20 protein-coding genes, 2 tRNA genes and 4 rRNA genes are annotated in these 25,518 nt (G+C 56.7%); 12 read left to right on the forward strand and 14 right to left on the reverse strand.

From position 1 onward, the window contains the following. Nucleotides 1-95 precede the first annotated feature (95 nt). Nucleotides 96-422 carry a DUF883 family protein gene (locus ACMXYI_RS07440; RefSeq protein ID WP_008152522.1) on the forward strand — a complete coding sequence of 109 codons (327 nt, stop codon included), beginning with the start codon at nucleotides 96-98 and terminating at the stop codon, nucleotides 420-422. On the opposite strand, the gene ACMXYI_RS07445 is transcribed toward ACMXYI_RS07440, so the two are convergent. Next, a complete protein-coding gene (locus tag ACMXYI_RS07445) occupies nucleotides 419-1,312 on the reverse strand; it encodes a LysR family transcriptional regulator (RefSeq protein ID WP_415772522.1) in 894 nt (297 codons plus the stop codon). The two genes, ACMXYI_RS07440 and ACMXYI_RS07445, sit on opposite strands and share 4 nt — an antisense overlap. A 112-nt stretch (nucleotides 1,313-1,424) precedes the next feature. On the opposite strand from ACMXYI_RS07445, the gene trpB reads away from it, so the two are divergent. The 3 genes from trpB to ACMXYI_RS07460 all read left to right on the forward strand — a co-directional run bounded on the left by trpB (nucleotide 1,425) and on the right by ACMXYI_RS07460 (nucleotide 4,049). Then, nucleotides 1,425-2,660, forward strand: coding sequence for a tryptophan synthase subunit beta (gene trpB / locus ACMXYI_RS07450; protein ID WP_134421205.1), 1,236 nt, complete (start codon nucleotides 1,425-1,427; stop codon nucleotides 2,658-2,660). Further along, on the forward strand, nucleotides 2,660-3,472 hold the full coding sequence (trpA, locus tag ACMXYI_RS07455) for a tryptophan synthase subunit alpha (RefSeq protein WP_415772524.1): 813 nt from the start codon (nucleotides 2,660-2,662) through the stop codon (nucleotides 3,470-3,472). Before trpB ends, trpA begins: the two co-directional genes overlap by 1 nt. A 121-nt stretch (nucleotides 3,473-3,593) precedes the next feature. Continuing rightward, nucleotides 3,594-4,049 carry an anti-virulence regulator CigR family protein gene (locus tag ACMXYI_RS07460; protein ID WP_415772525.1) on the forward strand — a complete coding sequence of 152 codons (456 nt, stop codon included), beginning with the start codon at nucleotides 3,594-3,596 and terminating at the stop codon, nucleotides 4,047-4,049. A gap of 48 nt (nucleotides 4,050-4,097) precedes the next feature. Here the strand turns inward: ACMXYI_RS07460 and ACMXYI_RS07465 are convergent, their stop codons facing one another. The 11 genes from ACMXYI_RS07465 to ACMXYI_RS07515 all read right to left on the reverse strand — a co-directional run bounded on the left by ACMXYI_RS07465 (nucleotide 4,098) and on the right by ACMXYI_RS07515 (nucleotide 14,199). Further along, nucleotides 4,098-6,059 carry a DUF4105 domain-containing protein gene (locus tag ACMXYI_RS07465; RefSeq protein WP_415772527.1) on the reverse strand — a complete coding sequence of 654 codons (1,962 nt, stop codon included), beginning with the start codon at nucleotides 6,057-6,059 and terminating at the stop codon, nucleotides 4,098-4,100. Further along, nucleotides 6,056-6,376 carry a DUF2388 domain-containing protein gene (locus ACMXYI_RS07470; protein WP_415772529.1) on the reverse strand — a complete coding sequence of 107 codons (321 nt, stop codon included), beginning with the start codon at nucleotides 6,374-6,376 and terminating at the stop codon, nucleotides 6,056-6,058. The genes ACMXYI_RS07465 and ACMXYI_RS07470 overlap by 4 nt, the downstream gene beginning before the upstream one ends. A 27-nt stretch (nucleotides 6,377-6,403) precedes the next feature. Continuing rightward, on the reverse strand, nucleotides 6,404-6,721 hold the full coding sequence (locus ACMXYI_RS07475) for a DUF2388 domain-containing protein (protein WP_415772531.1): 318 nt from the start codon (nucleotides 6,719-6,721) through the stop codon (nucleotides 6,404-6,406). Between the two features lie 107 nt (nucleotides 6,722-6,828). Continuing rightward, nucleotides 6,829-7,146: a DUF2388 domain-containing protein gene (locus tag ACMXYI_RS07480; protein ID WP_008044656.1), complete on the reverse strand. Its 318-nt coding sequence runs from the start codon at nucleotides 7,144-7,146 to the stop codon at nucleotides 6,829-6,831. A gap of 145 nt (nucleotides 7,147-7,291) precedes the next feature. After that, on the reverse strand, nucleotides 7,292-7,501 hold the full coding sequence (locus ACMXYI_RS07485; RefSeq protein WP_415772533.1) for a DUF1127 domain-containing protein: 210 nt from the start codon (nucleotides 7,499-7,501) through the stop codon (nucleotides 7,292-7,294). Nucleotides 7,502-7,756: 255 nt separating this feature from the next. Continuing rightward, entirely contained in the window at nucleotides 7,757-7,972 is a 216-nt protein-coding gene (locus ACMXYI_RS07490) for a DUF1127 domain-containing protein (RefSeq protein WP_008154465.1), read from the reverse strand. Nucleotides 7,973-8,291: 319 nt separating this feature from the next. After that, nucleotides 8,292-9,785 carry an acetyl-CoA hydrolase/transferase family protein gene (locus ACMXYI_RS07495; RefSeq protein ID WP_415772534.1) on the reverse strand — a complete coding sequence of 498 codons (1,494 nt, stop codon included), beginning with the start codon at nucleotides 9,783-9,785 and terminating at the stop codon, nucleotides 8,292-8,294. A 181-nt stretch (nucleotides 9,786-9,966) separates the two neighbouring features. Beyond that, complete coding sequence (locus tag ACMXYI_RS07500; RefSeq protein WP_415772536.1) at nucleotides 9,967-11,403, reverse strand: NAD(P)(+) transhydrogenase (Re/Si-specific) subunit beta; 1,437 nt, start codon at nucleotides 11,401-11,403, stop codon at nucleotides 9,967-9,969. After that, entirely contained in the window at nucleotides 11,403-11,726 is a 324-nt protein-coding gene (locus ACMXYI_RS07505; protein WP_003187010.1) for an NAD(P) transhydrogenase subunit alpha, read from the reverse strand. The genes ACMXYI_RS07500 and ACMXYI_RS07505 overlap by 1 nt, the downstream gene beginning before the upstream one ends. A 15-nt stretch (nucleotides 11,727-11,741) precedes the next feature. Next, nucleotides 11,742-12,863 carry a Re/Si-specific NAD(P)(+) transhydrogenase subunit alpha gene (locus tag ACMXYI_RS07510; RefSeq protein WP_046044834.1) on the reverse strand — a complete coding sequence of 374 codons (1,122 nt, stop codon included), beginning with the start codon at nucleotides 12,861-12,863 and terminating at the stop codon, nucleotides 11,742-11,744. Nucleotides 12,864-13,299: 436 nt separating this feature from the next. After that, entirely contained in the window at nucleotides 13,300-14,199 is a 900-nt protein-coding gene (locus ACMXYI_RS07515; protein ID WP_415772538.1) for a LysR family transcriptional regulator, read from the reverse strand. Between the two features lie 157 nt (nucleotides 14,200-14,356). On the opposite strand from ACMXYI_RS07515, the gene ACMXYI_RS07520 reads away from it, so the two are divergent. Further along, nucleotides 14,357-15,538, forward strand: coding sequence for an acyl-CoA dehydrogenase (locus ACMXYI_RS07520; protein ID WP_076029106.1), 1,182 nt, complete (start codon nucleotides 14,357-14,359; stop codon nucleotides 15,536-15,538). A gap of 13 nt (nucleotides 15,539-15,551) precedes the next feature. Then, nucleotides 15,552-16,772, forward strand: coding sequence for a CaiB/BaiF CoA transferase family protein (locus ACMXYI_RS07525; protein ID WP_415772540.1), 1,221 nt, complete (start codon nucleotides 15,552-15,554; stop codon nucleotides 16,770-16,772). Nucleotides 16,773-16,989: 217 nt separating this feature from the next. Here the strand turns inward: ACMXYI_RS07525 and ACMXYI_RS07530 are convergent, their stop codons facing one another. Further along, nucleotides 16,990-17,382 (reverse strand): hypothetical protein, encoded by a 393-nt coding sequence (locus ACMXYI_RS07530; RefSeq protein ID WP_415772541.1) that lies wholly within the window; start codon nucleotides 17,380-17,382, stop codon nucleotides 16,990-16,992. A gap of 32 nt (nucleotides 17,383-17,414) precedes the next feature. On the opposite strand from ACMXYI_RS07530, the gene ACMXYI_RS07535 reads away from it, so the two are divergent. The 6 genes from ACMXYI_RS07535 to rrf (ACMXYI_RS07560) all read left to right on the forward strand — a co-directional run bounded on the left by ACMXYI_RS07535 (nucleotide 17,415) and on the right by rrf (ACMXYI_RS07560) (nucleotide 22,853). Then, nucleotides 17,415-18,953, forward strand: a 16S ribosomal RNA gene (locus tag ACMXYI_RS07535). An 82-nt stretch (nucleotides 18,954-19,035) separates the two neighbouring features. Beyond that, nucleotides 19,036-19,112: transfer RNA gene (locus ACMXYI_RS07540), tRNA-Ile, on the forward strand. A gap of 27 nt (nucleotides 19,113-19,139) precedes the next feature. After that, a tRNA-Ala gene (locus tag ACMXYI_RS07545) sits at nucleotides 19,140-19,215 on the forward strand. Between the two features lie 252 nt (nucleotides 19,216-19,467). Beyond that, nucleotides 19,468-22,359 (forward strand): 23S ribosomal RNA (locus ACMXYI_RS07550). A 156-nt stretch (nucleotides 22,360-22,515) separates the two neighbouring features. Then, nucleotides 22,516-22,631 (forward strand): 5S ribosomal RNA (gene rrf / locus ACMXYI_RS07555). 106 nt (nucleotides 22,632-22,737) lie between these two features. Then, nucleotides 22,738-22,853, forward strand: a 5S ribosomal RNA gene (gene rrf, locus ACMXYI_RS07560). The 16S, 23S and 5S rRNA genes sit together here with 2 tRNA genes alongside, the layout of an rRNA operon. A gap of 162 nt (nucleotides 22,854-23,015) precedes the next feature. Here rrf (ACMXYI_RS07560) and ACMXYI_RS07565 read toward each other — a convergent pair. Next, nucleotides 23,016-25,517 (reverse strand): TonB-dependent siderophore receptor, encoded by a 2,502-nt coding sequence (locus ACMXYI_RS07565; protein ID WP_415772543.1) that lies wholly within the window; start codon nucleotides 25,515-25,517, stop codon nucleotides 23,016-23,018. Between the last annotated feature and the right edge of the window lies 1 nt (nucleotide 25,518).

Raw genomic sequence — 25,518 nt, forward strand, 5'->3', positions numbered from 1 at the left:
GCCAATCCGAAGTGGAAGTTCAGATTTACTGCACTTTCTCGAACCCCTGAAGTCCCAACCAACACACGCAACTCAATCAATGCAGGAGAGCCACCATGGCCAACACCTCTTTACGTAAAGCCTCATTGCAAAGCATGGAAGCCGAGATCGAGAGTCTGCTGAAGTCTTTGGAAAACCTGAAGGACGACGCCTCGGACGAGTCGCGTAAAACCCTTAAAGCCTTGAAAAGCAACGCCGAGAACGCGCTGAAGCATTCGCGCCATCTGCTCAGCGATGCGTACGAAGAAGTCAAAGTCAAAACCCGTGAAACCGGGATTGCCACGCGGGACTACGCCCAGGAACACCCTTGGACGACTGCGGGTGTGGCTGTCGGTGCGTTGGGTCTGCTCGCGGCTTATCTGCTGTTCAAACGCGGTGACTAATCCGTCTGGCGCAGCTCGTTTTTGAGCCACTGCGCCAGTTGTCGAGCGCGCCCGTCCGCGGCGCGCTTGGGTAGCCACAACGCCAGTTGCGCCGGGGTTTCACTGAAGCCCCATGGCGCAACCAGGCGACCGGCCTTCAAGTCCTCGGCCACCAGCGGCTCGGGCGCAATCGCCACACCCAGGCCAGCCACTGCGGCCTCCAGCAAATAATACAAATGCTCGAAACCCTGTCCGTACTTCAATGCTTTGGCGTCGAGGTCGCTTTGCTGTGCCCAGCTTGGCCAGGCCTGCGGGCGTGAGGTGGTGTGCAGCAATGGCTCGCTCAGCAGCGCTGCGGGCGGTGCGTTTTGCAGTCGTTCGTAGCCGGCGAATCGCGGACTCATGACCGGGCCGATCCGTTCGCTCGCCAACTCATAGACCTGCATGTCCGCTGGCCACGGCGGCTCGGCAAACACCAGCAAGGCGTCCAGCCCAGGGCGACGTGGATCGAGATCACCCTCGCCAGCCGACAGGTGCAGGCGCAGGTCAGGCAGGTCGGTATTCAACCGTCCCAACCTGGGAATAAACCAGCGTGCCAGCAAACTGCCCGAGCAACCCAGTACGAACGGTGCGTCGGCGGTGCTTTGGGTCAGCTCTGCGCACACAGTCCGTAAACGCTCGAACGCTTCTCCGCTGGCATCGCGTAATCGAATGCCGGCATCTGTGAGTTTAAGGCCGCGTCCATCCTTGATGAACAGGCTCACCCCGAGGTGCTCTTCCAGCACCTTGAGCTGTCGGCTGACTGCGCCATGGGTGACGTGCAGCTGTTCGGCCGCCTTGCTGACGCTGTTCAGACGGGCAGTCGCTTCGAAGGCCCGAAGGGCGTTCAGCGGAGGAAGGTCATGGCTCATGGTATCTGTGAGTTTTCCTGACGGGTTGCAGCGATCTTATCGGTTTTCAGCTCAAGGCGTCAGGGGTAGAGTTAAGCGCATTGTCATCCCACGCATTCAACCGGAGCGACCCATGACCCAGACTAATCTGCGCAACGGCCCCGACGCCAACGGCCTGTTTGGCGCGTTCGGCGGCCGTTACGTCGCCGAAACCCTGATGCCGTTGATCCTCGATCTGGCCCGTGAATACGAATTGGCCAAGGATGATCCTGCATTCAAAGAAGAACTGGCCTACTTCCAGCGCGACTACGTGGGTCGTCCAAGCCCACTGTACTTTGCCGAACGTCTGACAGAGTTCTGCGGCGGCGCGAAGATTTACCTCAAGCGCGAAGAGCTGAACCACACCGGCGCGCACAAGATCAACAACTGCATCGGCCAGATCCTGCTGGCGCGGCGCATGGGCAAGAAACGCATCATCGCCGAGACCGGCGCTGGCATGCACGGCGTGGCGACCGCCACCGTGGCTGCGCGTTTTGGCCTCGATTGCGTGATCTACATGGGCACTACCGACATCGAACGTCAGCAGGCCAACGTATTTCGTATGAAGCTGCTGGGCGCCGAAGTGATCCCGGTCGTGGCCGGTACCGGCACCCTGAAAGACGCGATGAACGAAGCCCTGCGTGACTGGGTGACCAACGTCGACAGCACCTTCTACCTGATCGGCACTGTCGCCGGTCCGCACCCATATCCAGCCATGGTTCGCGACTTCCAGGCCGTTATCGGCAAAGAAACCCGTACTCAACTGCAAGACCAGGAAGGTCGTCTGCCGGACAGCCTGGTGGCGTGCATCGGTGGCGGCTCCAACGCCATGGGCCTGTTTCACCCGTTCCTCGACGACAAAAGCGTCGAGATCATCGGCGTTGAAGCGGCCGGTTACGGCATCGAAACCGGCAAGCACGCAGCCAGCCTGAACGGGGGCGTACCGGGCGTACTGCACGGCAACCGTACCTTCCTGCTGCAGGACGACGATGGTCAGATCATCGACGCTCACTCCATCTCTGCCGGCCTCGACTATCCAGGCATCGGCCCGGAACACGCTTGGTTGCATGACATCGGCCGAGTTCAGTACACCTCGGTAACCGACGACGAAGCCCTCGACGCGTTCCACAAATGCTGCCGCCTGGAAGGGATTATTCCTGCACTGGAAAGCGCCCATGCCCTGGCCGAAGTGTTCAAGCGCGCACCGACCCTGCCGAAAGATCACCTGATGGTGGTCAACCTGTCCGGTCGCGGGGACAAAGACATGCAGACCGTGATGCACCACATGGAACACTCTCAGCAAGAGCAATCGAAGCAGGAGAAACACTGATGAGCCGCCTGCAAACGCGTTTTGCCGAACTCAAGGAACAGAATCGTGCCGCCCTGGTGACCTTCGTGACCGCTGGCGACCCGAGCTATGACACTTCCCTGGCGATCCTCAAAGGCTTGCCCGGCGCGGGTGCCGACGTGATCGAGTTGGGCATGCCCTTCACCGATCCAATGGCCGATGGCCCGGCAATCCAGCTGGCCAACATCCGCGCCCTCGGCGCCAAGCAGAACCTGGCGAAAACCCTGCAAATGGTTCGCGAGTTCCGTGAAGGCAATACCGAGACGCCGCTGGTGCTGATGGGTTACTTCAACCCGATTCACATGTACGGCGTGCCGCGCTTCATCGCCGATGCCAAAGAGGCCGGTGTTGACGGTTTGATCGTGGTCGACCTGCCACCCGAGCATAACGGCGAGCTGTGCGACCCGGCCCAGGCTGCCGGTCTGGACTTCATCCGTCTGACCACCCCGACGACTGATGATGTACGTCTGCCGACCGTCCTGAACGGCAGCTCCGGCTTCGTCTACTACGTGTCCGTGGCCGGTGTGACCGGTGCCGGCGCAGCAACGCTGGAACACGTTGAAGAAGCCGTTACCCGTCTGCGTCGCCATACCGATCTGCCGATCAGCATCGGTTTTGGTATTCGTACACCGGAGCAAGCGGCGTCCATCGCGCGTCTGGCTGATGGCGTGGTGGTGGGTTCGGCGTTGATCGATCACATCGCCAATGCGTCGACTCCGGATCAAGCCATTGATGGAGTGTTGAGCCTTTGCTCGGCGCTGGCCGAAGGTGTGCGTAAAGCCCGCGTCAGCTGAAGGTAAAGTTCCTGATACAGAGGAATTAGAGCCTCGCGGCACAGACTAAACAGCAAGACCGAGGGCTTCAGGACTACGTTCTGAAGCCCTTTTTGCTGTATGTGCAGTGAGGAAAGACCCGATGAAAATGCCGAAACGTCTGATTGCCAGCCTGGGTGTGCTGATGCTCAGTGCCACCCCGTTGCTGAATGCGAGTGCTGATCAGCGCGACGATCACGACCGCGGCGGCCAGCAGCAAGGCCATTACGATAACCGCGGTGACAATCATGGCGACGATCACCGTGGCCCGCAGGACAATCATCGCGGTGGCCCTCCGCCACGAGACTTCGGCCCGGTGCGCCAGACTATCCACGATAACCATGGCTATTTCGTACGCGGTGCTCCGCCACCTCCGGGTATTCATCTGGTGCGTGGCCGGCCATTGCCTCACGGCTATTACGGCGAACGCCTCGATAACCGTGCCTTGGGGCGGTTGCCATATTACCCGGGGTACGAATGGCGCCGTGCGGGCGGCGACATTGTGCTGATCGCCGTAGGAACCGGGATCGTTTATGAAATTCTCGAAGGGGTGCTTTGAGGCAGGTAGGTGCTGAAGGCTTCGCGAATTAGCCGCGAAGCCTGTTGTTTACGGCAACTCCAGCCCGCCCGCAGCCTTGTGCAACTTCCTCAGATGCTCGCCAACCTGCTTCAGGTTGGCTTCATTGGCGGCCATTTCGGCCGCACGGCTTGGTTCGAGCAGCGCTCTCACTTCTTTGTCCAGATCGCCTGTCAGCGCCTGAAGTTGTTTCTGGCGCAGGCTGCTTTCCGACTCCAGACGTTGCCACTCACTTGGCTGCGGCAATCCATAACCACCGGTGCCGAGCAGCTCCGCCGGACGGCTGAGGAAGCCGCTGTTGGCAAGAATTTGCTGCAGGGTTGCGTTGGCCTTGTCCATGCCGCCGTTCTTCAGTTCCCGAGCGCCCAGATAGCGCTGCTTTACTTCGTCCTGGGCCAGCACCAATTGTTGGCGGAAGGCTGCCTGCTCCAGTAACAGCAAGGCTGCGCTGGTGCGCAAATCGGCTTGGTCGATCCATTGCCGGCGCTCTTCAGCTTTCAATGCGAGCCAGTCTTCGACCTTTTCCTGCTTGATCGGCAAGTGCTTCTTCAGCACTTCGAACATCGCTTGATAACGATCGCGGAAGGAGTCGAAACGATAGCCCAGACGCAGCGCTTCGCGGGGATCATCGAGCACGCTGGTGTCCGCCAGTCCGCGGCCCTTGAGCACCTCCAGCAAACCGTTTGGCATGATGCTGTCCAACCCGACCAGTTTTGTATTGTTGGTGCTGCTACGCAGTAACTTCAGGCCCTCTACAGCGCAGTTATTGGACAGGAAGAAGTAGTTGCCGTCGTAACTCCAGTGCATTTCGGCGGCGTGTTCCACCACGTCTTCGATCTCGCTACGCGACAGATTTAGCGGCACCGAAGCCAGGCTGCGCAGTTCGGTTTTGGTGTATTCGTCGATCACCTGGGCCAGTGGCAGGACAAACAGGCGCGACGGGTATTTGCCCACCAGTCCATCCCAACTCGACAGCTGTACGTCACCGACGAAGGCGCGGTAGGACAACACCAGATGCTGATCCAGGTCCAAGCGACAATCCGGCCCACGGGGGCGGCCGGGGGCGCAGATCACCAGCCGTAACATGCTGTGACCCCAGCGGCTTACCCAGTTCTGGTTGGCTTCAGCCAGCAGATAGTCGACGGCGTACACCCGTTCCGGATCGACCTGGCCCAGTGGCGTTTTGGCGAAATCGTTGCCGGCATTGAGGAAGGAGAAGGATTTGCCGCAGGTGTCTTTAGCGGCGGGCGCCCAGCCGAAATGTTCTTTGTAGTAGCGGTACAACGCAGGACGGCGACAGGCGTAGGCGGGGTCGAGAAGGAAATACTCCATGTTGACCGCGACGAACTCCTTGGGGCTGCTCGTCTCGTAAATGTCCGGGCTGCGGGCAATCTGCCGGTTGTACTGTTCGCGTTCGCCACGACGGCCTACATACTGTGGCCAGCCGGCGAGGTCGAGCAGGTGCGGGTCGTCGCTGAGTGTAAAGCGTCGGTCGGACTGGCCGCGGCATTGATCGGGAATGCCAATCAGCCCTGTGCTGCTGTTGCGCCGGGTGCAGCGCTGAATCAGCGTGCGATCTGCGTCTGGCCACAGGCGCGAGCGGTCATAGATGTGGGTAAGTTCGTGCAACACCGTGGCAAGCATTTCGCGGCGCACGGTGCCATGGGGACGATAAGTCTTTTTGGTCGCGGCGCTGCCGTCAGTGAGGCTGGCAAGCAGGTTGCGGTTCAGATCGAGCTCGGACACCAGCGACGCCTGGCCGTAAGCGTTGCTCGGCATGTCATCGGTCCAGCCGACGTCGATGCGTCGGTCAAGCTGCTCGATGAACCGCGGCGGCAGCGCCTGCATGGCTTCATCGAGCAACGCCTGACTGGCCTGTTGTTGAGCGGGGCTGAGGCCTTCGGTTTTAAGCCTTAATTGCAAGTCAGCCTGGGCCGTGTTGCCGAGCAGCAACATGACCCCGGCCAACAGCCAGGCGCCTGGCGACCTCACAGTGCGAGGATGGCTTCGGCGAGAACCTGATCACTGGCGTCGCGGGCTTCCGGCACGCGGGTGCGCAACGTGTTGAAGGCCGCTTCCAGGTGCGCGCCACGAATCTCGCCATTGCTGGCGACGAAACTGGCCGCATCGTCGTGGGCTTCACGAACGATCTTCGAGTCACGGATGGACGTCGTGGTATCGGAAGTGAAATCAAGGGTGCGTTGGGTGGCATTGATGATGATGTTACTGGTGGCGACCAGAGTGTGCGCCTGGGCAACATCGGCCAATAACAGAAGGCCAAGGGCGGCAACAATCAGAGGGCTACGCATGGAACGACTCCGCAAGAACAAGGATAACTATTGGACGAGAATTGCCTGCGCCAGTTCAAGGTCGCTGGCACGAAGTTTTGGCTGGGTCCGGCGCAGATAAATCAGGGCGGACTCCAGTTGTGCTCCTCGCAGTTGGCCGCCACTGGCGATGAACGCCGCAGCGTCATCTTGTGCCGCGACTAGCAGCTTACGGTCGAAGGGGGCGGAGGTCACCATGCTTGTGGCGTAGCCGGTAGCCACGATGCCTTGTGTAGATAGATTGAAGGCGTCATAGGCATGGACCGAGCCCGCCCAGCAGGCTGCCACGAAAAGCGGAGAGATCAACAGATTTGAAAGAAAACGCATGAGACTCGATAGTTGAAGGCGAGTCGCAAGGCTAGCGCAACGCCTGGTCTAGAGCCAGCGCCGAAACATTGGGACACGGCTGGCGTGTCCCACGTCAGTGATGTCGCTTAGATAGTCAGTATGGCTTGCGCCAGTTGTGCGTCAGTCGCGTTCAGCTGAGGTGCCTGGTGGCGAATATGGTCGAGTGCGCTTTCCAGTTTCACACCACGAATGGCGCCTTCGCTGGCCACGAAGCTGGCGGCGTCATCACGGGCAGCGCGTACGATTTTGTCATCGCGAAAGGAAGAAGTGACATCGGAGGTCGCATCGGACGTGGCCTTGAGCGCGCCGACGACGGCATCGGTGGTCACGATAAAGCTGGTAGCGTGGGAATTGGCGGCCACGGCAAGCAGGGCTGCAGCGCTGAGCAGACGAAGACGGGACATGGTGAAACTCCTTTGGGAAAACTGATTGAGAGGTGGCGCAGTGTCTGTTGAGTCAGACGCCAATCATGCAGCGTTCGCCACGTTTCATCTGGATATTAGGCCTATGAGTGTCGGTTCGAACAGTCCCCTCTGTTCAAGCAGGAAGCTAGCGCCAGAACGGTTTATCCAATTCGTTGAGACGATCCGCGTGGCTGATGTTCAGGTCTGAGAGTTGCCGGTCATCAAGTTGGCCCAGTAAACGCCGGGTTCGGGCCCTTCCCAGGTTATTGGCAACGCCCCTCAGTAATCTACGAAACCAGAGGAAACGAGGCGTTAATGGAGGCGTGGAAACGGAAACATCCAGTAAGTGATTCATGGCGCGGTCCTTTTGCCGGCAGTTCGGGATTTCATGGTGATCCTCCTCACTTTTGCAACAGACACACTGAGCTTAAATTGTACTGGTTAAGTTGTTGTGTTAGTAAAACTGTACTTGTCAGGCTGAGTCTCTACTGTATGACCCATGTTGAGGGTCCAAAACGACAAAACCCGTCGCGGTTTCCCACGACGGGCTTTGTTTTTTCAATTTGGTTGCTGGCGGTGGACCCGGTGGGTCAGAGCCAGCGACGCTAACTTAGCGCCAGAACGGCTTGCTCAGCTCTTCGTAGCGTTGTGCTTCGCTAATCCCTGCGTCAGCCAGCAGACGCGAATCCAGACGAGCCAGTTGATGGCGGCTGGAGATGCGGCGCTGCCACAGCATCAGGTTGGCGAGAACGCGAAGAGGCGTGGAAGCCTGGGTTTTTACAGCGTTGTCTTCGAAAAACAGCTCGGAACTGAGTGTACGTTCCATGGTTGACATCCTTCCGCTTATGGCGGGATTAGGTAGTGGTTTAACTGATGCCAATGATCCTCTCGTTTGGCCAGTCTCTCTAGATACAGTTCACCTGTATTGTGAGGGACCAGTTAACTGTTAAAGGATGGTGTACTGGTCGAAATTGAGGCAACTGTACTTGTCTGCACTAATATCGTGCGTTTTTGCTTGGTCGGCTCGAAAAGGTAGGCAATTACGGTAGGAAAAGACCGGTACAGCAGTACAGTTTTATTCAGGATTTGGTCTGGCAACAGCAAGCTGACGAAACTGTGTTTGCGTCAGCTGCTATCTGTACCAATTACACCGCCAGCATTCGCCCGGTTTCTTCCAGGTTGATGTGCCAGCTCAGGGCATCGCGCAGGATATGCGGCGTGTGCCCGCCGAGTGCACAAGCGGCTGTGAAGTAGTCATCCAAGGCCTGGCGATAGTCCGGGTGCACGCAGTTGTCGATGATGACCCGAGCGCGTTCTCGCGGCGCCAGGCCACGCAAGTCCGCCAGACCTATCTCGGTGACAAGGATGTCGACGTCATGCTCAGTGTGATCAACGTGGCTGACCATCGGCACCACGCTGGAGATCGCGCCGCCCTTGGCGATCGATTTGGTCACGAAGATCGCCAAATGCGCATTGCGCGCAAAATCGCCCGAGCCGCCGATGCCGTTCATCATCCGCGTGCCGCAGATGTGGGTGGAGTTGACGTTGCCGTACAAGTCGAACTCAAGCGCCGTGTTGATGCCGATGATGCCGAGCCGGCGCACCACTTCCGGGTGGTTGGAAATTTCTTGCGGGCGCAGGACCAGTTTGTCTTTGTAGCGCTCAAGGTTGCCGAAAACATCGGTATTGCGACGGCTCGACAAGGTGATCGAACTACCCGAAGCAAAGCTCAGCTTGCCGGCGTCGATCAGGTCGAAGGTCGAGTCCTGAAGCACTTCGGAGTACATCGTCAGGTCTTCGAACGGCGAGTCGATCAGCCCGCACATCACCGAGTTGGCGATGTTGCCAATCCCGGCTTGCAGAGGGCCGAGCTTGTTGGTCATGCGCCCGGCAGCCACTTCCTGCTTGAAGAAGTCGATCAAGTGGTCGGCAATGGCCTGGGTATCAACGTCCGGCGGCAGCACGGTGGACGGCGAGTCAGACTGATTGGTGATCACGATAGCGACGATCTTTTCCGGCGGAATCGGGATGGCAGTGCTGCCAATGCGATCGTCGACCTTTACCAGCGGGATCGGCGTGCGGGTCGGCCGATAGGTCGGGATATAGATGTCGTGCAGACCTTCGAGATTCGGGTTGTGCGCCAGGTTGATCTCGACGATTACCTGTTTGGCGAAAATCGCGAAGCTGGCCGAGTTACCCACCGAAGTGGTCGGCACGATATGGCCCTGCTCGGTGATCGCTACGGCCTCAATCACCGCGATGTCCGGCAGTTTGAGCTGCTGGTTGCGCAACTGCTCAACGGTTTCCGAGAGATGTTGATCAATGAACATCACTTCGCCGGCATTAATGGCCTTGCGCAGGGTGCTGTCGACCTGGAAGGGCATGCGACGTGACAATACGCCGGCTTCGGTGAGCTGTTTATCGAGGTCGTTGCCCAGGCTGGCGCCGGTCATCAGCGTGATTTTCAGCGGGGTGATTTTGGCGCGTTCGGCCAATGCGTGGGGCACGGCTTTGGCTTCGCCGGCGCGAGTGAAACCACTCATGCCGACGGTCATGCCGTCCTGAATCAGAGCGGCAGCGTCAGCGGCGCTCATCACCTTATCCAACAACGAAGGCAAGCGAATACGATCACGGTACATGGATTGTTATCTCGGGCAACGAAAGCAAGGTGTGCAGTTTAGTGATTTCAAAAAAAATCCTCCCGCTACCATGGTCGAATGCAGAGCCCTGATTTAGAGCCTTTGGTCGGTTTTTAGCGGGCAATAAAAAACCCCAGCCTACTAAAGGCTGAGGTTTTGGGTATTGCTGCTTCCGCAGGTTTTACTCGATGGCTTTGACCATGTCTTCGATAACTTTCTTGGCGTCGCCGAAGACCATCATGGTTTTGTCCAGGTAGAACAGTTCGTTGTCCAGACCGGCATAGCCGCTGGCCATCGAGCGCTTGTTGACGATCACGGTCTTGGCTTTATAAGCCTCGAGGATCGGCATGCCGGCAATCGGCGATTTCGGATCGTTCTTCGCCGCCGGGTTGACCACGTCGTTGGCGCCGAGCACCAGCACCACGTCGGCCTGGCCGAACTCGGAGTTGATGTCATCCATCTCGAACACCTGCTCGTAAGGCACTTCGGCTTCGGCCAGCAGGACGTTCATGTGCCCTGGCATCCGACCGGCGACCGGGTGGATCGCAAACTTCACAGTGACTCCCCGGTGAGTCAGCTTCTCCGCCAGCTCCATCAGTGAGTGTTGGGCGCGTGCCACCGCCAGGCCATAACCCGGAACGATGATCACGGTGTCGGCGTTGGTCAGCAGGAAGGTCGCGTCGTCAGCCGAACCGGATTTCACCGGGCGGGCCTCTTTCGAGCCTGCAGGGCCGGCCGCATCCGCGGTGTTGCCGAAACCACCGAGCAGTACGTTGAAGAACGAACGGTTCATCGCCTTGCACATGATGTACGAGAGGATCGCACCGGACGAACCCACCAGCGAACCTGCGATGATCAGCATCGAGTTGTTCAGCGAGAAGCCGATACCTGCCGCTGCCCAGCCGGAGTAGCTGTTGAGCATCGACACAACCACCGGCATGTCCGCGCCGCCAATCGGGATGATGATCAGCACGCCCAGCACGAAGGCCAGGGCCAGCATCAGCGCGAAGGCGTTCAGGTTACCGGTCAGCATGAAGGTCACGCCGAGGCCCAGAGTCGCCAGGCCCAGCAGCAGGTTCAGCTTGTGCTGGCCGCCGAACTGCACGGGTGCGCCCTGGAACAGGCGGAACTTGTACTTGCCCGACAGCTTGCCGAAGGCGATTACCGAACCGGAGAAGGTGATTGCACCGATGGCGGCACCGAGGAATAGCTCCAGGCGGTTACCGGCAGGAATCGCATCACCCAGTTGCTTGACGATACCCAGCGATTGCGGCTCTACAACAGCAGCGATCGCAATGAACACCGCGGCCATACCGATCATGCTGTGCATGAAGGCGACCAGTTCCGGCATTTTGGTCATTTCAACGCGCTTGGCCATGATCGACCCGGCGGTACCGCCGACCAACAGACCTACGATGACGTAACCGATGCCGGCAGTGGCCAACTCGGCGCCCAGCTTATAGACGAGGCCCACGGTGGTGAGGATCGCCAATGCCATGCCGAGCATGCCGTACACATTGCCGCGCCGCGACGTGGTCGGGTGCGACAGGCCTTTGAGGGCCTGGATGAAACAGATCGACGCGATCAAGTAGAGCGTCGTTACAAGATTCATGCTCATTACTTAGGCGCCTCTTCTTTTACTGCTTTTGGGGCTTTTTTCTTGAACATCTCAAGCATCCTGCGGGTAACCAGGAAGCCACCAAATACGTTCACCGCTGCCAGAGCTACCGCCAGGGTGCCCATGGTTTTGCCCAGAGGTGTGACGGTCAATGCCGCTGCCAGCATGGCGCCGACGATCACGATCGCCGAGATTGCGTTGGTCACCGCCATCAAAGGCGTGTGCAGTGCAGGGGTCACGTTCCAGACCACGTGATAACCGACATAAATCGCCAGCACGAAGATGATCAGGTTGTAGATACCGGGGGAGATAAGCTCTTCCATCGTCTGAATCCCTGCTTAGGCGTTTTTGCGGATGACTTGGCCGTCGCGGCACATCAGGCACGCGGCGACGATGTCGTCTTCGAGGTTGATCTCGAACTGGCCTTCTTTGTTGAAGACCAGCTTCAGGAAGTCCAGCAGGTTGCGCGCGTACAGTGCCGAAGCGTCTGCCGCGACTGCGCCGGCCAGGTTGGTCGGGCCGCAAATGGTCACGCCATTCTCGACGACCACCTGATCAGCCACGGTCAGCGGACAGTTACCGCCCTGGGCTGCCGCGAGGTCGATGACCACCGAGCCCGGCTTCATCTGCGCCACGGTTTCCGCGCTCAACAACGTCGGTGCCTTGCGGCCCGGGATCAGTGCGGTGGTGATGACAATGTCAGCCTGCTTGGCGCGTTCGTGCACGGCCAGGGCCTGACGTTGCATCCAGCTGGCGGGCATTGGTCGCGCGTAACCGCCGACACCAACGGCGCATTCGCGCTCTTCATCGGTCTCATACGGCACGTCGACGAACTTGGCGCCGAGGGATTCGATCTGCTCTTTTACCGCAGGACGTACGTCAGACGCTTCGATCACTGCACCCAGACGTTTCGCCGTAGCGATGGCCTGCAAACCAGCCACGCCAGCGCCGAGAATCAGCACGCGCGCCGCTTTCACGGTACCCGCCGCGGTCATCAGCATCGGCATGAAGCGTGGATAGTGGTGAGCGGCCAGCAACACGGCTTTATAACCGGCGATGTTGGCTTGGGAGGACAGCACATCCAGGCTCTGAGCGCGGGAGGTGCGTGGTGCGGCCTCCAGTGCGAAAGCGGTAATGCCGCACTCAGCCAGCTTGGCAATGGTTTCATTGCTGAACGGGTTGAGCATGCCCACCACAACGGTGCCGCTTTTAATCAGCGTCAGTTCGCTGTCGCTGGGGGCGACCACTTTGAGAATCAGCTCGGCACCAAACGCATCGTTGGCGCTGCCAATAATTGCGCCTGCCGCTTCATAGGCACTGTCGACAACGCTGGCGTTAATGCCGGCGCCGCTTTGCACAGTGACCTTATGACCCTGGCCGATCAGCTTCTTGATGGTTTCCGGGGTTGCAGCAACCCGCGTTTCACCGGTCTGGGTTTCGAGAGGAACACCAATGTGCACGTCAAATCTCCTGCGTGATCTTATTGAGTAAACCCAGGCACTTCGGATGGTGCGGCTGGGGGCGGCCGATCAGCACGATCCCGCCAAATCAGGGCGGGGCGCGGCATTTTGCAGGCGAACTTAATGCCCTTCAAGGGTTTATGACGGGTGACGGAAAATTAACTACAAGTCACCCCGTGACCGAATGTCGCAACTGACCGGTTCAATCCCTTGCAGGCCGTGACTTGTAAGGATTCTTGTAAAAATTGAAGAATTTTCACATCGGTCAGGTGAATGAGTCGTTATTGCTCCGCAATAGAGGCTCAAGGCCACGTTTTCAGGCTCTTGTGGGACGTTTGTACTGCTTGTCGGTACAGTCTTCGAATATGCGACAAATACTTATATCTGTAGTGCTTTGATTTTGCTGACTACGAGGTCAGCTAATAGCGCAAAGCCCTTATCCCTCTAGGCTGTAGCTCTGTGCCTGATTGACCAGCCAATCACGAAATGCCCTTAAAGAGGCCGATTCGACCTTTCGCTCGGGAATCATCAAGTAATACGCCTTGATGCTTGATAACGCTTGGGCGTTGGCAATGACCAAGCGCTTCTCGGCCAGTTCGCGTTGAATCAGGAACGGTGGAATCAGTGCTATTCCCATATCGTGCATGGCGGCTTGAGCAAGCATGGAGAATAGCTCGTAGCGCGGCCCTGTCATGTCTCGTGGGACATTTAGGTTTTGGGAGTTGAACCATTGACGCCAGGCATAAGGGCGGGTGGTCTGCTGCAGCAGGGGCAATTCGGCGATTTCACCGGGAGACAGGGTTGTCTTTTTCCCCAAGAGATTGGGGCTGCACACCGGCATCGGATTTTCCCCCATCAGCCTGTGGGATTCGGTACCCGACCAGTCCGCGTCGCCAAAATAGATCGCGGCATCGAAGTCGGTGTCGGCGAACAGGAAGGGGCGCGTTCGGTTGGTGAGGTTGACCGTCACTTCCGGGTGTTTTTGCTGGAAATCCTTGAGTCGTGGCAACAGCCATTGAGTGCCGAAGGTTGGAACCACCGCCAGCTCGATCACGTTGGCACCTTGCTGGCCCATCACCGACAAGGTGTCCCGTTCAACGGCATCGAGTTGGGTGGCCACCCGGCGGCTGTAGGAAAGACCGGCCTCCGTCAGCTTGACTCCGCGTCGTGAGCGTCGGAACAGTTCTACGCTGAGGAACTCCTCAAGGCTGGCTATCTGTCGGCAAATGGCGCCCTGAGTGAGCGAAAGCTCCTGGGCTGCCTTGGTAAAACTTTCGTGGCGAGCCGCCGCTTCAAAGCTGATCAGGGCTGTTGTGCTGGGGATTTTCCTGCGCATGTACGTCAACCTCACTAATACATCGCATAAAAGCTATTTTGCGATGTTTCGGAGTGAGAAATTAGCACAACAGTATGCAAAATCCTCGTTTGCCGTAACGCCGAACCCGGCCTAGGATCAGCCCACGTTATTTGACCCGATTCGAGAGGACACACTCATGGGCGGTAAAGCTAGCTTCAACTGGATCGATCCCCTGCTGCTGGATCAACAGCTCACCGAAGAAGAACGCATGATCCGCGACACTGCTGAACAATTCGCTCAGCAGAAGCTCGCGCCGCGTGTTCTTGAAGCTTTCCGCCATGAAAAGACCGACCCGGCGATCTTCCGCGAGATGGGTGAAGTCGGCCTGTTGGGCGCGACTATCCCGGAGCAGTACGGTGGCAGTGGCCTGAACTACGTCAGCTACGGCCTGATCGCCCGTGAAGTCGAGCGTGTCGACTCCGGCTATCGTTCGATGATGAGTGTGCAGTCCTCGCTGGTCATGGTGCCGATCAATGAATTCGGTACCGAAGCCCAGAAACAGAAATACCTGCCGAAACTGGCTTCAGGCGAATGGATTGGCTGCTTCGGTCTGACCGAGCCTAACCACGGTTCCGACCCGGGCGCGATGATTACTCGTGCACGCAAAGTGGAAGGCGGCTACAGCCTGACCGGCAACAAGATGTGGATCACCAACAGCCCGATCGCCGATGTGTTCGTGGTCTGGGGCAAGGACGATGCCGGCGACATCCGTGGCTTCGTTCTGGAGAAGGGCTGGAAAGGCCTGAGTGCTCCTGCGATTCACGGCAAGGTTGGCCTGCGTGCATCTATCACCGGCGAGATCGTCATGGACAACGTGTTTGTCCCTGAAGAGAACATCTTCCCGGATGTCCGTGGCTTGAAAGGCCCTTTTACTTGCCTTAACTCGGCACGTTACGGCATTTCCTGGGGTGCACTGGGCGCTGCCGAGTTCTGCTGGCACACCGCTCGCCAATACACCTTGGATCGTCAGCAGTTCGGACGCCCACTGGCCGCCACTCAGCTGATCCAGAAGAAACTGGCCGACATGCAGACCGAAATCACTCTGGCGCTGCAAGGCTGTCTGCGTCTGGGTCGTATGAAAGATGAAGGTACTGCGGCGGTCGAGATCACTTCGATGATGAAGCGCAATTCCTGTGGCAAATCCCTGGACATTGCTCGCATGGCGCGCGACATGCTGGGTGGTAACGGTATTTCTGATGAGTTCGGTGTTGCTCGCCACTTGGTCAACCTGGAAGTGGTGAATACCTATGAAGGTACGCATGACGTCCATGCACTGATCCTCGGCCGTGCGCAGACTGGCATCCAGGCGTTCTATTAATAGGAGAACGGCCATGGGCGCGCTTTCGCATCTACGGGTACTGGATTTATCGCGGGTGCTGGCCGGGCCCTGGGCTGGACAGATTCTTGCTGACCTCGGCGCCGAGGTAATCAAGGTCGAGCGCCCGGGCAATGGCGATGACACGCGCGCCTGGGGGCCTCCCTTCCTTAAAGACGCTTATGGCGAGAACACTAGTGAGGCCGCCTATTACTTGTCGGCCAATCGCAACAAGCAATCGGTGACCATCGACTTCACCCGGCCTGAAGGGCAGAAGCTGGTGCGTGATCTGGCGGCGAAGTCGGACATCCTGATCGAGAACTTCAAGGTCGGTGGTCTGGCGGCATATGGTTTGGACTATGAGTCGCTAAAGGCGATCAATCCGAATCTGATCTATTGCTCGATTACCGGGTTTGGCCAGACTGGCCCTTACGCCAAGCGCGCGGGTTATGACTTCATGATCCAGGGGCTGGGCGGCCTGATGAGTCTGACGGGGCGACCCGAAGGGGATGAGGGTGCCGGGCCGGTGAAAGTTGGCGTGGCGCTGACGGACATTTTGACCGGTCTCTATTCGACCGTGGCGATCCTTGCAGCGCTTGCGCATCGGGATCATGACGGCGGCGGTCAGCATATTGATATGGCGCTGCTGGATGTTCAGGTGGCTTGTCTGGCTAACCAGGCAATGAATTACCTGACTACGGGCAATGCTCCGAAGCGCCTGGGTAATGCTCATCCGAATATCGTGCCTTATCAGGACTTTCCTACGGCGGATGGAGACTTCATCCTCACCGTGGGTAATGACGGGCAGTTTCGCAAGTTTGCTGAAGTGGCTGGTCAGCCGCAGTGGGCAGATGATCCACGCTTTGCGACCAACAAGTTGCGGGTGGCGAATCGTGCAGTGTTGATTCCGCTTATTCGTCAGGCGACTGTGTTCAAGACAACTGCTGAATGGGTGCTGCAGCTGGAACAAGCAGGTGTGCCGTGCGGGCCGATCAATGATCTGGCTCAGATGTTTGCGGATCCTCAGGTTAAGGCGCGCGGGTTGGCGATCGAGCTGCCCCATGTGCTGGCCGGGATGGTGCCGCAGGTGGCGAGTCCGATTCGACTGTCCGAAACGCCTGTGGAGTATCGCAATGCGCCTCCTCTATTAGGGGAGCATACGCTGGAGGTTCTGCAGCGGGTGTTGGGTCTGGATGCCGGCGTTGTGGCTGCATTGAAAGAGGCCGGGGTGCTCTGAGGATTTCTTTTATATAGAGGGAGTGGTTTTACTCTCCTATATAGAGGGGAAGCGGGCTGTTTTCCGGCGTTCTGCAAGTGATTGATAGAAAAGCGCAATTAAGGGTTGACGGCAGATTCTGGAAGTCTATAATTCGCCCCACTTCCGGCGCAGTCGAAACGGAAAACTCCTTGGTAAACAATGAGTTAAGCAGTTTTCGGCAGCGAGTTGCTTCAGGTTATCGAAGCCCAGAAGGAGTTGAAAGAGCAGGGTGGTTTGGCTCTTTTAACGATTCGATCTTCTCGGTCGAAAGCGGGGTAAAAGAGGTGTTGACAGCAGCGAGTAACGCTGTAGAATTCGCCTCCCGCTGACGAGAGATCGCAAGCGCAAGTGGTTGAAGTTGCAAAGGAAACTTTGAAAACTTCGGAAAATAACCGCTTGACAGCAACAGAGGCTGCTGTAGAATGCGCGCCTCGGTTGAGACGAAAGCTCTTAACCAACCGCTCTTTAACAACTGAATCAAGCAATTCGTGTGGGTGCTTGTGGAGTCAGACTGATAGTCAACAAGATTATCAGCATCACAAGTTACTCCGCGAGAAATCAAAGATGTAACCAACGATTGCTGAGCCAAGTTTAGGGTTTCTTAAAAACCCAAAGATGTTTGAACTGAAGAGTTTGATCATGGCTCAGATTGAACGCTGGCGGCAGGCCTAACACATGCAAGTCGAGCGGCAGCACGGGTACTTGTACCTGGTGGCGAGCGGCGGACGGGTGAGTAATGCCTAGGAATCTGCCTGGTAGTGGGGGATAACGCTCGGAAACGGACGCTAATACCGCATACGTCCTACGGGAGAAAGCAGGGGACCTTCGGGCCTTGCGCTATCAGATGAGCCTAGGTCGGATTAGCTAGTTGGTGAGGTAATGGCTCACCAAGGCGACGATCCGTAACTGGTCTGAGAGGATGATCAGTCACACTGGAACTGAGACACGGTCCAGACTCCTACGGGAGGCAGCAGTGGGGAATATTGGACAATGGGCGAAAGCCTGATCCAGCCATGCCGCGTGTGTGAAGAAGGTCTTCGGATTGTAAAGCACTTTAAGTTGGGAGGAAGGGCATTAACCTAATACGTTGGTGTCTTGACGTTACCGACAGAATAAGCACCGGCTAACTCTGTGCCAGCAGCCGCGGTAATACAGAGGGTGCAAGCGTTAATCGGAATTACTGGGCGTAAAGCGCGCGTAGGTGGTTTGTTAAGTTGGATGTGAAATCCCCGGGCTCAACCTGGGAACTGCATTCAAAACTGACAAGCTAGAGTATGGTAGAGGGTGGTGGAATTTCCTGTGTAGCGGTGAAATGCGTAGATATAGGAAGGAACACCAGTGGCGAAGGCGACCACCTGGACTGATACTGACACTGAGGTGCGAAAGCGTGGGGAGCAAACAGGATTAGATACCCTGGTAGTCCACGCCGTAAACGATGTCAACTAGCCGTTGGGAGCCTTGAGCTCTTAGTGGCGCAGCTAACGCATTAAGTTGACCGCCTGGGGAGTACGGCCGCAAGGTTAAAACTCAAATGAATTGACGGGGGCCCGCACAAGCGGTGGAGCATGTGGTTTAATTCGAAGCAACGCGAAGAACCTTACCAGGCCTTGACATCCAATGAACTTTCCAGAGATGGATTGGTGCCTTCGGGAACATTGAGACAGGTGCTGCATGGCTGTCGTCAGCTCGTGTCGTGAGATGTTGGGTTAAGTCCCGTAACGAGCGCAACCCTTGTCCTTAGTTACCAGCACGTCATGGTGGGCACTCTAAGGAGACTGCCGGTGACAAACCGGAGGAAGGTGGGGATGACGTCAAGTCATCATGGCCCTTACGGCCTGGGCTACACACGTGCTACAATGGTCGGTACAGAGGGTTGCCAAGCCGCGAGGTGGAGCTAATCCCAGAAAACCGATCGTAGTCCGGATCGCAGTCTGCAACTCGACTGCGTGAAGTCGGAATCGCTAGTAATCGCGAATCAGAATGTCGCGGTGAATACGTTCCCGGGCCTTGTACACACCGCCCGTCACACCATGGGAGTGGGTTGCACCAGAAGTAGCTAGTCTAACCTTCGGGAGGACGGTTACCACGGTGTGATTCATGACTGGGGTGAAGTCGTAACAAGGTAGCCGTAGGGGAACCTGCGGCTGGATCACCTCCTTAATCGACGACATCAGCTGCTCCATAAGCTCCCACACGAATTGCTTGATTCATTGAAGAAGACGATAAGAAGCAGCCCGAAATTGGGTCTGTAGCTCAGTTGGTTAGAGCGCACCCCTGATAAGGGTGAGGTCGGCAGTTCGAATCTGCCCAGACCCACCAATTTTGTGTGGGAACCTGTAGAAATACGGGGCCATAGCTCAGCTGGGAGAGCGCCTGCCTTGCACGCAGGAGGTCAACGGTTCGATCCCGTTTGGCTCCACCACTACTGCTTCTGTTTGTTGAAAGCTTAGAAATGAGCATTCCATCGTGATGATGGTGAATGTTGATTTCTAGTCTTTGGATTAGATCGTTCTTTAAAAATTTGGGTATGTGATAGAAAGATAGACTGGACGTTACTTTCACTGGTAACGGATCAGGCTAAGGTAAAATTTGTGAGTAGCTCTTAATTGAGCAAGCATGCGAATTTTCGGCGAATGTCGTCTTCACAGTATAACCAGATTGCTTGGGGTTATATGGTCAAGTGAAGAAGCGCATACGGTGGATGCCTTGGCAGTCAGAGGCGATGAAAGACGTGGTAGCCTGCGAAAAGCTTCGGGGAGTCGGCAAACAGACTTTGATCCGGAGATGTCTGAATGGGGGAACCCAGCCATCATAAGATGGTTATCTTAAGCTGAATACATAGGCTTAAGAGGCGAACCAGGGGAACTGAAACATCTAAGTACCCTGAGGAAAAGAAATCAACCGAGATTCCCTTAGTAGTGGCGAGCGAACGGGGACTAGCCCTTAAGTGGCTTTGAGATTAGCGGAACGTTCTGGAAAGTACGGCCATAGTGGGTGATAGCCCTGTACGCGAAAATCTCTTAGTCATGAAATCGAGTAGGACGGAGCACGAGAAACTTTGTCTGAATATGGGGGGACCATCCTCCAAGGCTAAATACTACTGACTGACCGATAGTGAACTAGTACCGTGAGGGAAAGGCGAAAAGAACCCCGGAGAGGGGAGTGAAATAGATCCTGAAACCGTATGCGTACAAGCAGTGGGAGCCCACTTTGTTGGGTGACTGCGTACCTTTTGTATAATGGGTCAGCGACTTATTTTCAGTGGCGAGCTTAACCGAATAGGGGAGGCGTAGCGAAAGCGAGTCTTAATAGGGCGTCTAGTCGCTGGGAATAGACCCGAAACCGGGCGATCTATCCATGGGCAGGTTGAAGGTTGGGTAACACTAACTGGAGGACCGAACCGACTACCGTTGAAAAGTTAGCGGATGACCTGTGGATCGGAGTGAAAGGCTAATCAAGCTCGGAGATAGCTGGTTCTCCTCGAAAGCTATTTAGGTAGCGCCTCATGTATCACTGTAGGGGGTAGAGCACTGTTTCGGCTAGGGGGTCATCCCGACTTACCAAACCGATGCAAACTCCGAATACCTACAAGTGCCGAGCATGGGAGACACACGGCGGGTGCTAACGTCCGTCGTGAAAAGGGAAACAACCCAGACCGTCAGCTAAGGTCCCAAAGTTATGGTTAAGTGGGAAACGATGTGGGAAGGCTTAGACAGCTAGGAGGTTGGCTTAGAAGCAGCCACCCTTTAAAGAAAGCGTAATAGCTCACTAGTCGAGTCGGCCTGCGCGGAAGATGTAACGGGGCTCAAACCATACACCGAAGCTACGGGTATCACTTAGGTGATGCGGTAGAGGAGCGTTCTGTAAGCCTGTGAAGGTGAGTTGAGAAGCTTGCTGGAGGTATCAGAAGTGCGAATGCTGACATGAGTAACGACAATGGGTGTGAAAAACACCCACGCCGAAAGACCAAGGTTTCCTGCGCAACGTTAATCGACGCAGGGTTAGTCGGTCCCTAAGGCGAGGCTGAAAAGCGTAGTCGATGGAAAACAGGTTAATATTCCTGTACTTCTGGTTATTGCGATGGAGGGACGGAGAAGGCTAGGCCAGCTTGGCGTTGGTTGTCCAAGTTTAAGGTGGTAGGCTGGAATCTTAGGTAAATCCGGGATTCTAAGGCCGAGAGCTGATGACGAGTTACCCTTTGGGTGACGAAGTGGTTGATGCCATGCTTCCAAGAAAAGCTTCTAAGCTTCAGGTAACCAGGAACCGTACCCCAAACCGACACAGGTGGTTGGGTAGAGAATACCAAGGCGCTTGAGAGAACTCGGGTGAAGGAACTAGGCAAAATGGCACCGTAACTTCGGGAGAAGGTGCGCCGGTGAGGGTGAAGCATTTACTGCGTAAGCCCATGCCGGTCGAAGATACCAGGCCGCTGCGACTGTTTATTAAAAACACAGCACTCTGCAAACACGAAAGTGGACGTATAGGGTGTGACGCCTGCCCGGTGCCGGAAGGTTAATTGATGGGGTTAGCTAACGCGAAGCTCTTGATCGAAGCCCCGGTAAACGGCGGCCGTAACTATAACGGTCCTAAGGTAGCGAAATTCCTTGTCGGGTAAGTTCCGACCTGCACGAATGGCGTAACGATGGCGGCGCTGTCTCCACCCGAGACTCAGTGAAATTGAAATCGCTGTGAAGATGCAGTGTATCCGCGGCTAGACGGAAAGACCCCGTGAACCTTTACTATAGCTTTGCACTGGACTTTGAATTTGCTTGTGTAGGATAGGTGGGAGGCTTTGAAGCGTGGACGCCAGTTCGCGTGGAGCCAACCTTGAAATACCACCCTGGCAACTTTGAGGTTCTAACTCAGGTCCGTTATCCGGATCGAGGACAGTGTATGGTGGGTAGTTTGACTGGGGCGGTCTCCTCCTAAAGAGTAACGGAGGAGTACGAAGGTGCGCTCAGACCGGTCGGAAATCGGTCGTAGAGTATAAAGGCAAAAGCGCGCTTGACTGCGAGACAGACACGTCGAGCAGGTACGAAAGTAGGTCTTAGTGATCCGGTGGTTCTGTATGGAAGGGCCATCGCTCAACGGATAAAAGGTACTCCGGGGATAACAGGCTGATACCGCCCAAGAGTTCATATCGACGGCGGTGTTTGGCACCTCGATGTCGGCTCATCACATCCTGGGGCTGAAGCCGGTCCCAAGGGTATGGCTGTTCGCCATTTAAAGTGGTACGCGAGCTGGGTTTAGAACGTCGTGAGACAGTTCGGTCCCTATCTGCCGTGGACGTTTGAGATTTGAGAGGGGCTGCTCCTAGTACGAGAGGACCGGAGTGGACGAACCTCTGGTGTTCCGGTTGTCACGCCAGTGGCATTGCCGGGTAGCTATGTTCGGAATAGATAACCGCTGAAAGCATCTAAGCGGGAAACTAGCCTCAAGATGAGATCTCACTGGGACCTTGAGTCCCCTGAAGGGCCGTCGAAGACTACGACGTTGATAGGTTGGGTGTGTAAGCGCTGTGAGGCGTTGAGCTAACCAATACTAATTGCCCGTGAGGCTTGACCATATAACACCCAAGCAATTTGCTGACCTGAAGAGGCACCAGATTGCGGTGTGTGAAGACGACAGCAGTCGAAAATTCGCAAGGCAACACACAAATCTATCACCTACCCATTCGCTGGAGCGTGAACCTGCAAAGGCCCACGACCTGGCTACCGAATTTCTTGACGACCATAGAGCATTGGAACCACCTGATCCCATCCCGAACTCAGCAGTGAAACGATGCATCGCCGATGGTAGTGTGGGGTTTCCCCATGTGAGAGTAGGTCATCGTCAAGATTAAATTCCGAAACCCCTATCTGCGTATGCAGGTAGGGGTTTTGTTTTAGTAGAAGTCACCAATTTTGCTGGCACGTTACGCTGTAACGGGCTGGTCACAGAATTTCTTGACGACCATAGAGCATTGGAACCACCTGATCCCATCCCGAACTCAGCAGTGAAACGATGCATCGCCGATGGTAGTGTGGGGTTTCCCCATGTGAGAGTAGGTCATCGTCAAGATTGAATTCCAAAACCCCTGTCTGCTAACGCAGACAGGGGTTTTGTCGTTCTGGGCTCGCTAAACGCTCAGAAACGCCATCGCCAAACCAGTGGAATGTTCCCGCAGAAACGACAAAGCCAGCCCCCGGATTCAGGCGCTGGCTTTGTTGGAATGACGAGGGATTAGAACTGGTAGCTCACAGTCGCGGCGACATTGCGTTCTTCGCCCAGATAGCAGAAATTCAGGCTGGCACAGGAGGCCACATAGGACTCATTCGTCAGGTTGTTCGCATTCAGGCGAACATCCACGCCCTTCAACCCTACTTTGCCTAAGTCGTAACCAACAGACGCATCAAACAGCGTGTAGGACGGCACCTTCATGGTGTTTTCCGCGTCAGCCCAGCTATAGCCGACATATCGCACACCACCACCCAATCGCAGACCATCGAGTGCCGCGCTGTCGAACGTGTAGTCAGCCCAGATCGAGGCCATGTGCCGTGGCGCCTGGGTCGGCGAGTTGCCTTTGTTCTCGATTACGTCGGTAGCCGTGCTCAAGGTGCTGATCATCGACTTCGAGTACTCGATGTCGGTGAAGGTGTAGCTGCCGAGCACTTTAAAGTTGTCAGTCAGCTGCATGTGCGCTTCCAGTTCCAGACCCTGGGAGCGGACAGCACCTACGGCGCGATAGAAGTTTTCCTGCGGCAGTTTGGTCGCCAGGTTTTCCTGATCGATGCGGAACAGCGACGCGGTGAACAAGTTATCGGTGCCCGGCGGTTGGTACTTCAGGCCCACCTCCCACTGAGTGCCATCGGTCGGTGCCAGGGGATTTCCGGCACTGTCCGAGTAAGAGTTCGGGTTGAACGACTCGGAGTAGCTGATGTAAGGCGCAATGCCGTTATCGAACAGGTACAGCGCCCCGGCGCGACCAGTCAGCTTGGTGCGCTTGTCACTGATTTCAGTGCCCACCGGCCGGCCGGTTTCAGCCAGCCGATTCTCATCGGACGTTTCGACCCAGTCTTGGCGCAACCCGAGAGAGAAGCGCCACTTGTCCATCTCGATCAGGTCTTGCAGGTACACACCGGTTTGTTCCAGGCGACGCAGGTAGCTGGTCGGACTGTAGAAATCGATGTCCGAATTACCATACACCGGGTTGAACGCATCAATCGGTGCAAGACCACCGCTGGTCCAGTCGACCACGGTTTTGCGACGCTGGTAGTCCGCGCCCATCAGCACGGTGTGTTTGGTTGCACCGGTGAAGAACTCCGCTTGCAGCATGTTATCGACAATGAATGCATGAAGACTCTCGTCGCCACCGGTGTAATAACGATTCAACTGATTACTGGTCGGTGTGGTCCAGCCATAGGCATAGACCTGATCCAGCTTCACTTTGGAGTCGAGGTAACGAAAGTTCTGTCGTGCAGTGAAGACTTCGTTGAAGCGGTGCTCAAACTGATACCCGAAGGACTGCTGATCGCGCTGGAAGCCATCAATGCTCGGTTCACCTTCGAAGAAGTGCGGGGGAATCCGATTCCCATTGCGCTGATGAATTGTGCCGTCGGCCGGCACGCCGCCGTGATAACCGCCGTCCGGATCATGCTGCAGATAGGCTTGCAGGGTCAGCGAGGTGTCTTCGGTGAAATCGATGCTCACCGTAGGCGCGAGGGCGAAGCGTTTTTCTTTGTTGTGATCGAACTGTGTGTCGGACTGATCCGCCAGCCCTGTCAGGCGATAGGCGATGCGTTTGTCATCATCCACAGGGCCGCTGAAGTCGAAACCCATGCCGCGCTGACCCTGGGTGCCCGCCGTGGCTTGGACTTGGTGATAAGCCTCATACAGTGGCATCTTGCTGGTCAGCGCCACCAGGCCACCGGGTGAGCTGCGACCATAGAGTACCGATGACGGCCCTTTGAGAATATCGACGCGCTCGAGGAAATACGGGTCCACTTGCATGGTGCTGTAGGTGCCGCTGTCCCCCATGGACTTCAAGCCATCCAGATAGATGTTATCCACCGAACCATCGTTGAAGCCGCGTAGCGCCACGTAGTCATAGCGGTGGGTTGCGCCATAAGGGTTGGTCAACACGCCGGGGGTGTAACGCATGGCTTGGGACACGGTTTGCGAACCTTGATCGTCCATTTGCTCACGGGTTACCACGGAGACACTTTGCGAGGTTTCCAGTAATGCGGTACTGGTCTTGGTGGCGATCTGGCTATGCGTCGCGTTGTAGCCGTCCATGCTGCCCAGCGCATTGCCGAGGGCAAAGCCTTTGATGTCGGTAGTGGGTAATGCCAGCGCTTCGGTTTCGGCGACCGGGCGCAACACGTAGCTACTGCCATCCTGACTCACGGCCTCCAAACCCGAACCGCTGAGCAAACGACGCAGTGCCTGATCCGCCGAAAACTCGCCCTGCACGCCGGGTGACTGAAGGCCCCCGGTTTGCGAAGGCGTCGTCGACAAGGTAATCCCCGCCTGACGCGCAAACTGGTTGAGCACATCGCTCAATGGGCCCGCGGTAATGTTGTAACGGTGGCTGCTGACCTCGCTGCCCTCTGCCGCTACGCCCAGTGTCGGCAACACGCCGACACTCAGCGCGGTAGAGAACAACGCAACGCGTATGGCGTAGCGCAGGACGCCTGAATCGGCGGCGAAATGAAGAGGATTCTTACTGGTGGCGCGCACAGTCATT

Source organism: Pseudomonas lyxosi, assembly GCF_047758685.1.
GTDB lineage: Bacteria > Pseudomonadota > Gammaproteobacteria > Pseudomonadales > Pseudomonadaceae > Aquipseudomonas > Aquipseudomonas lyxosi.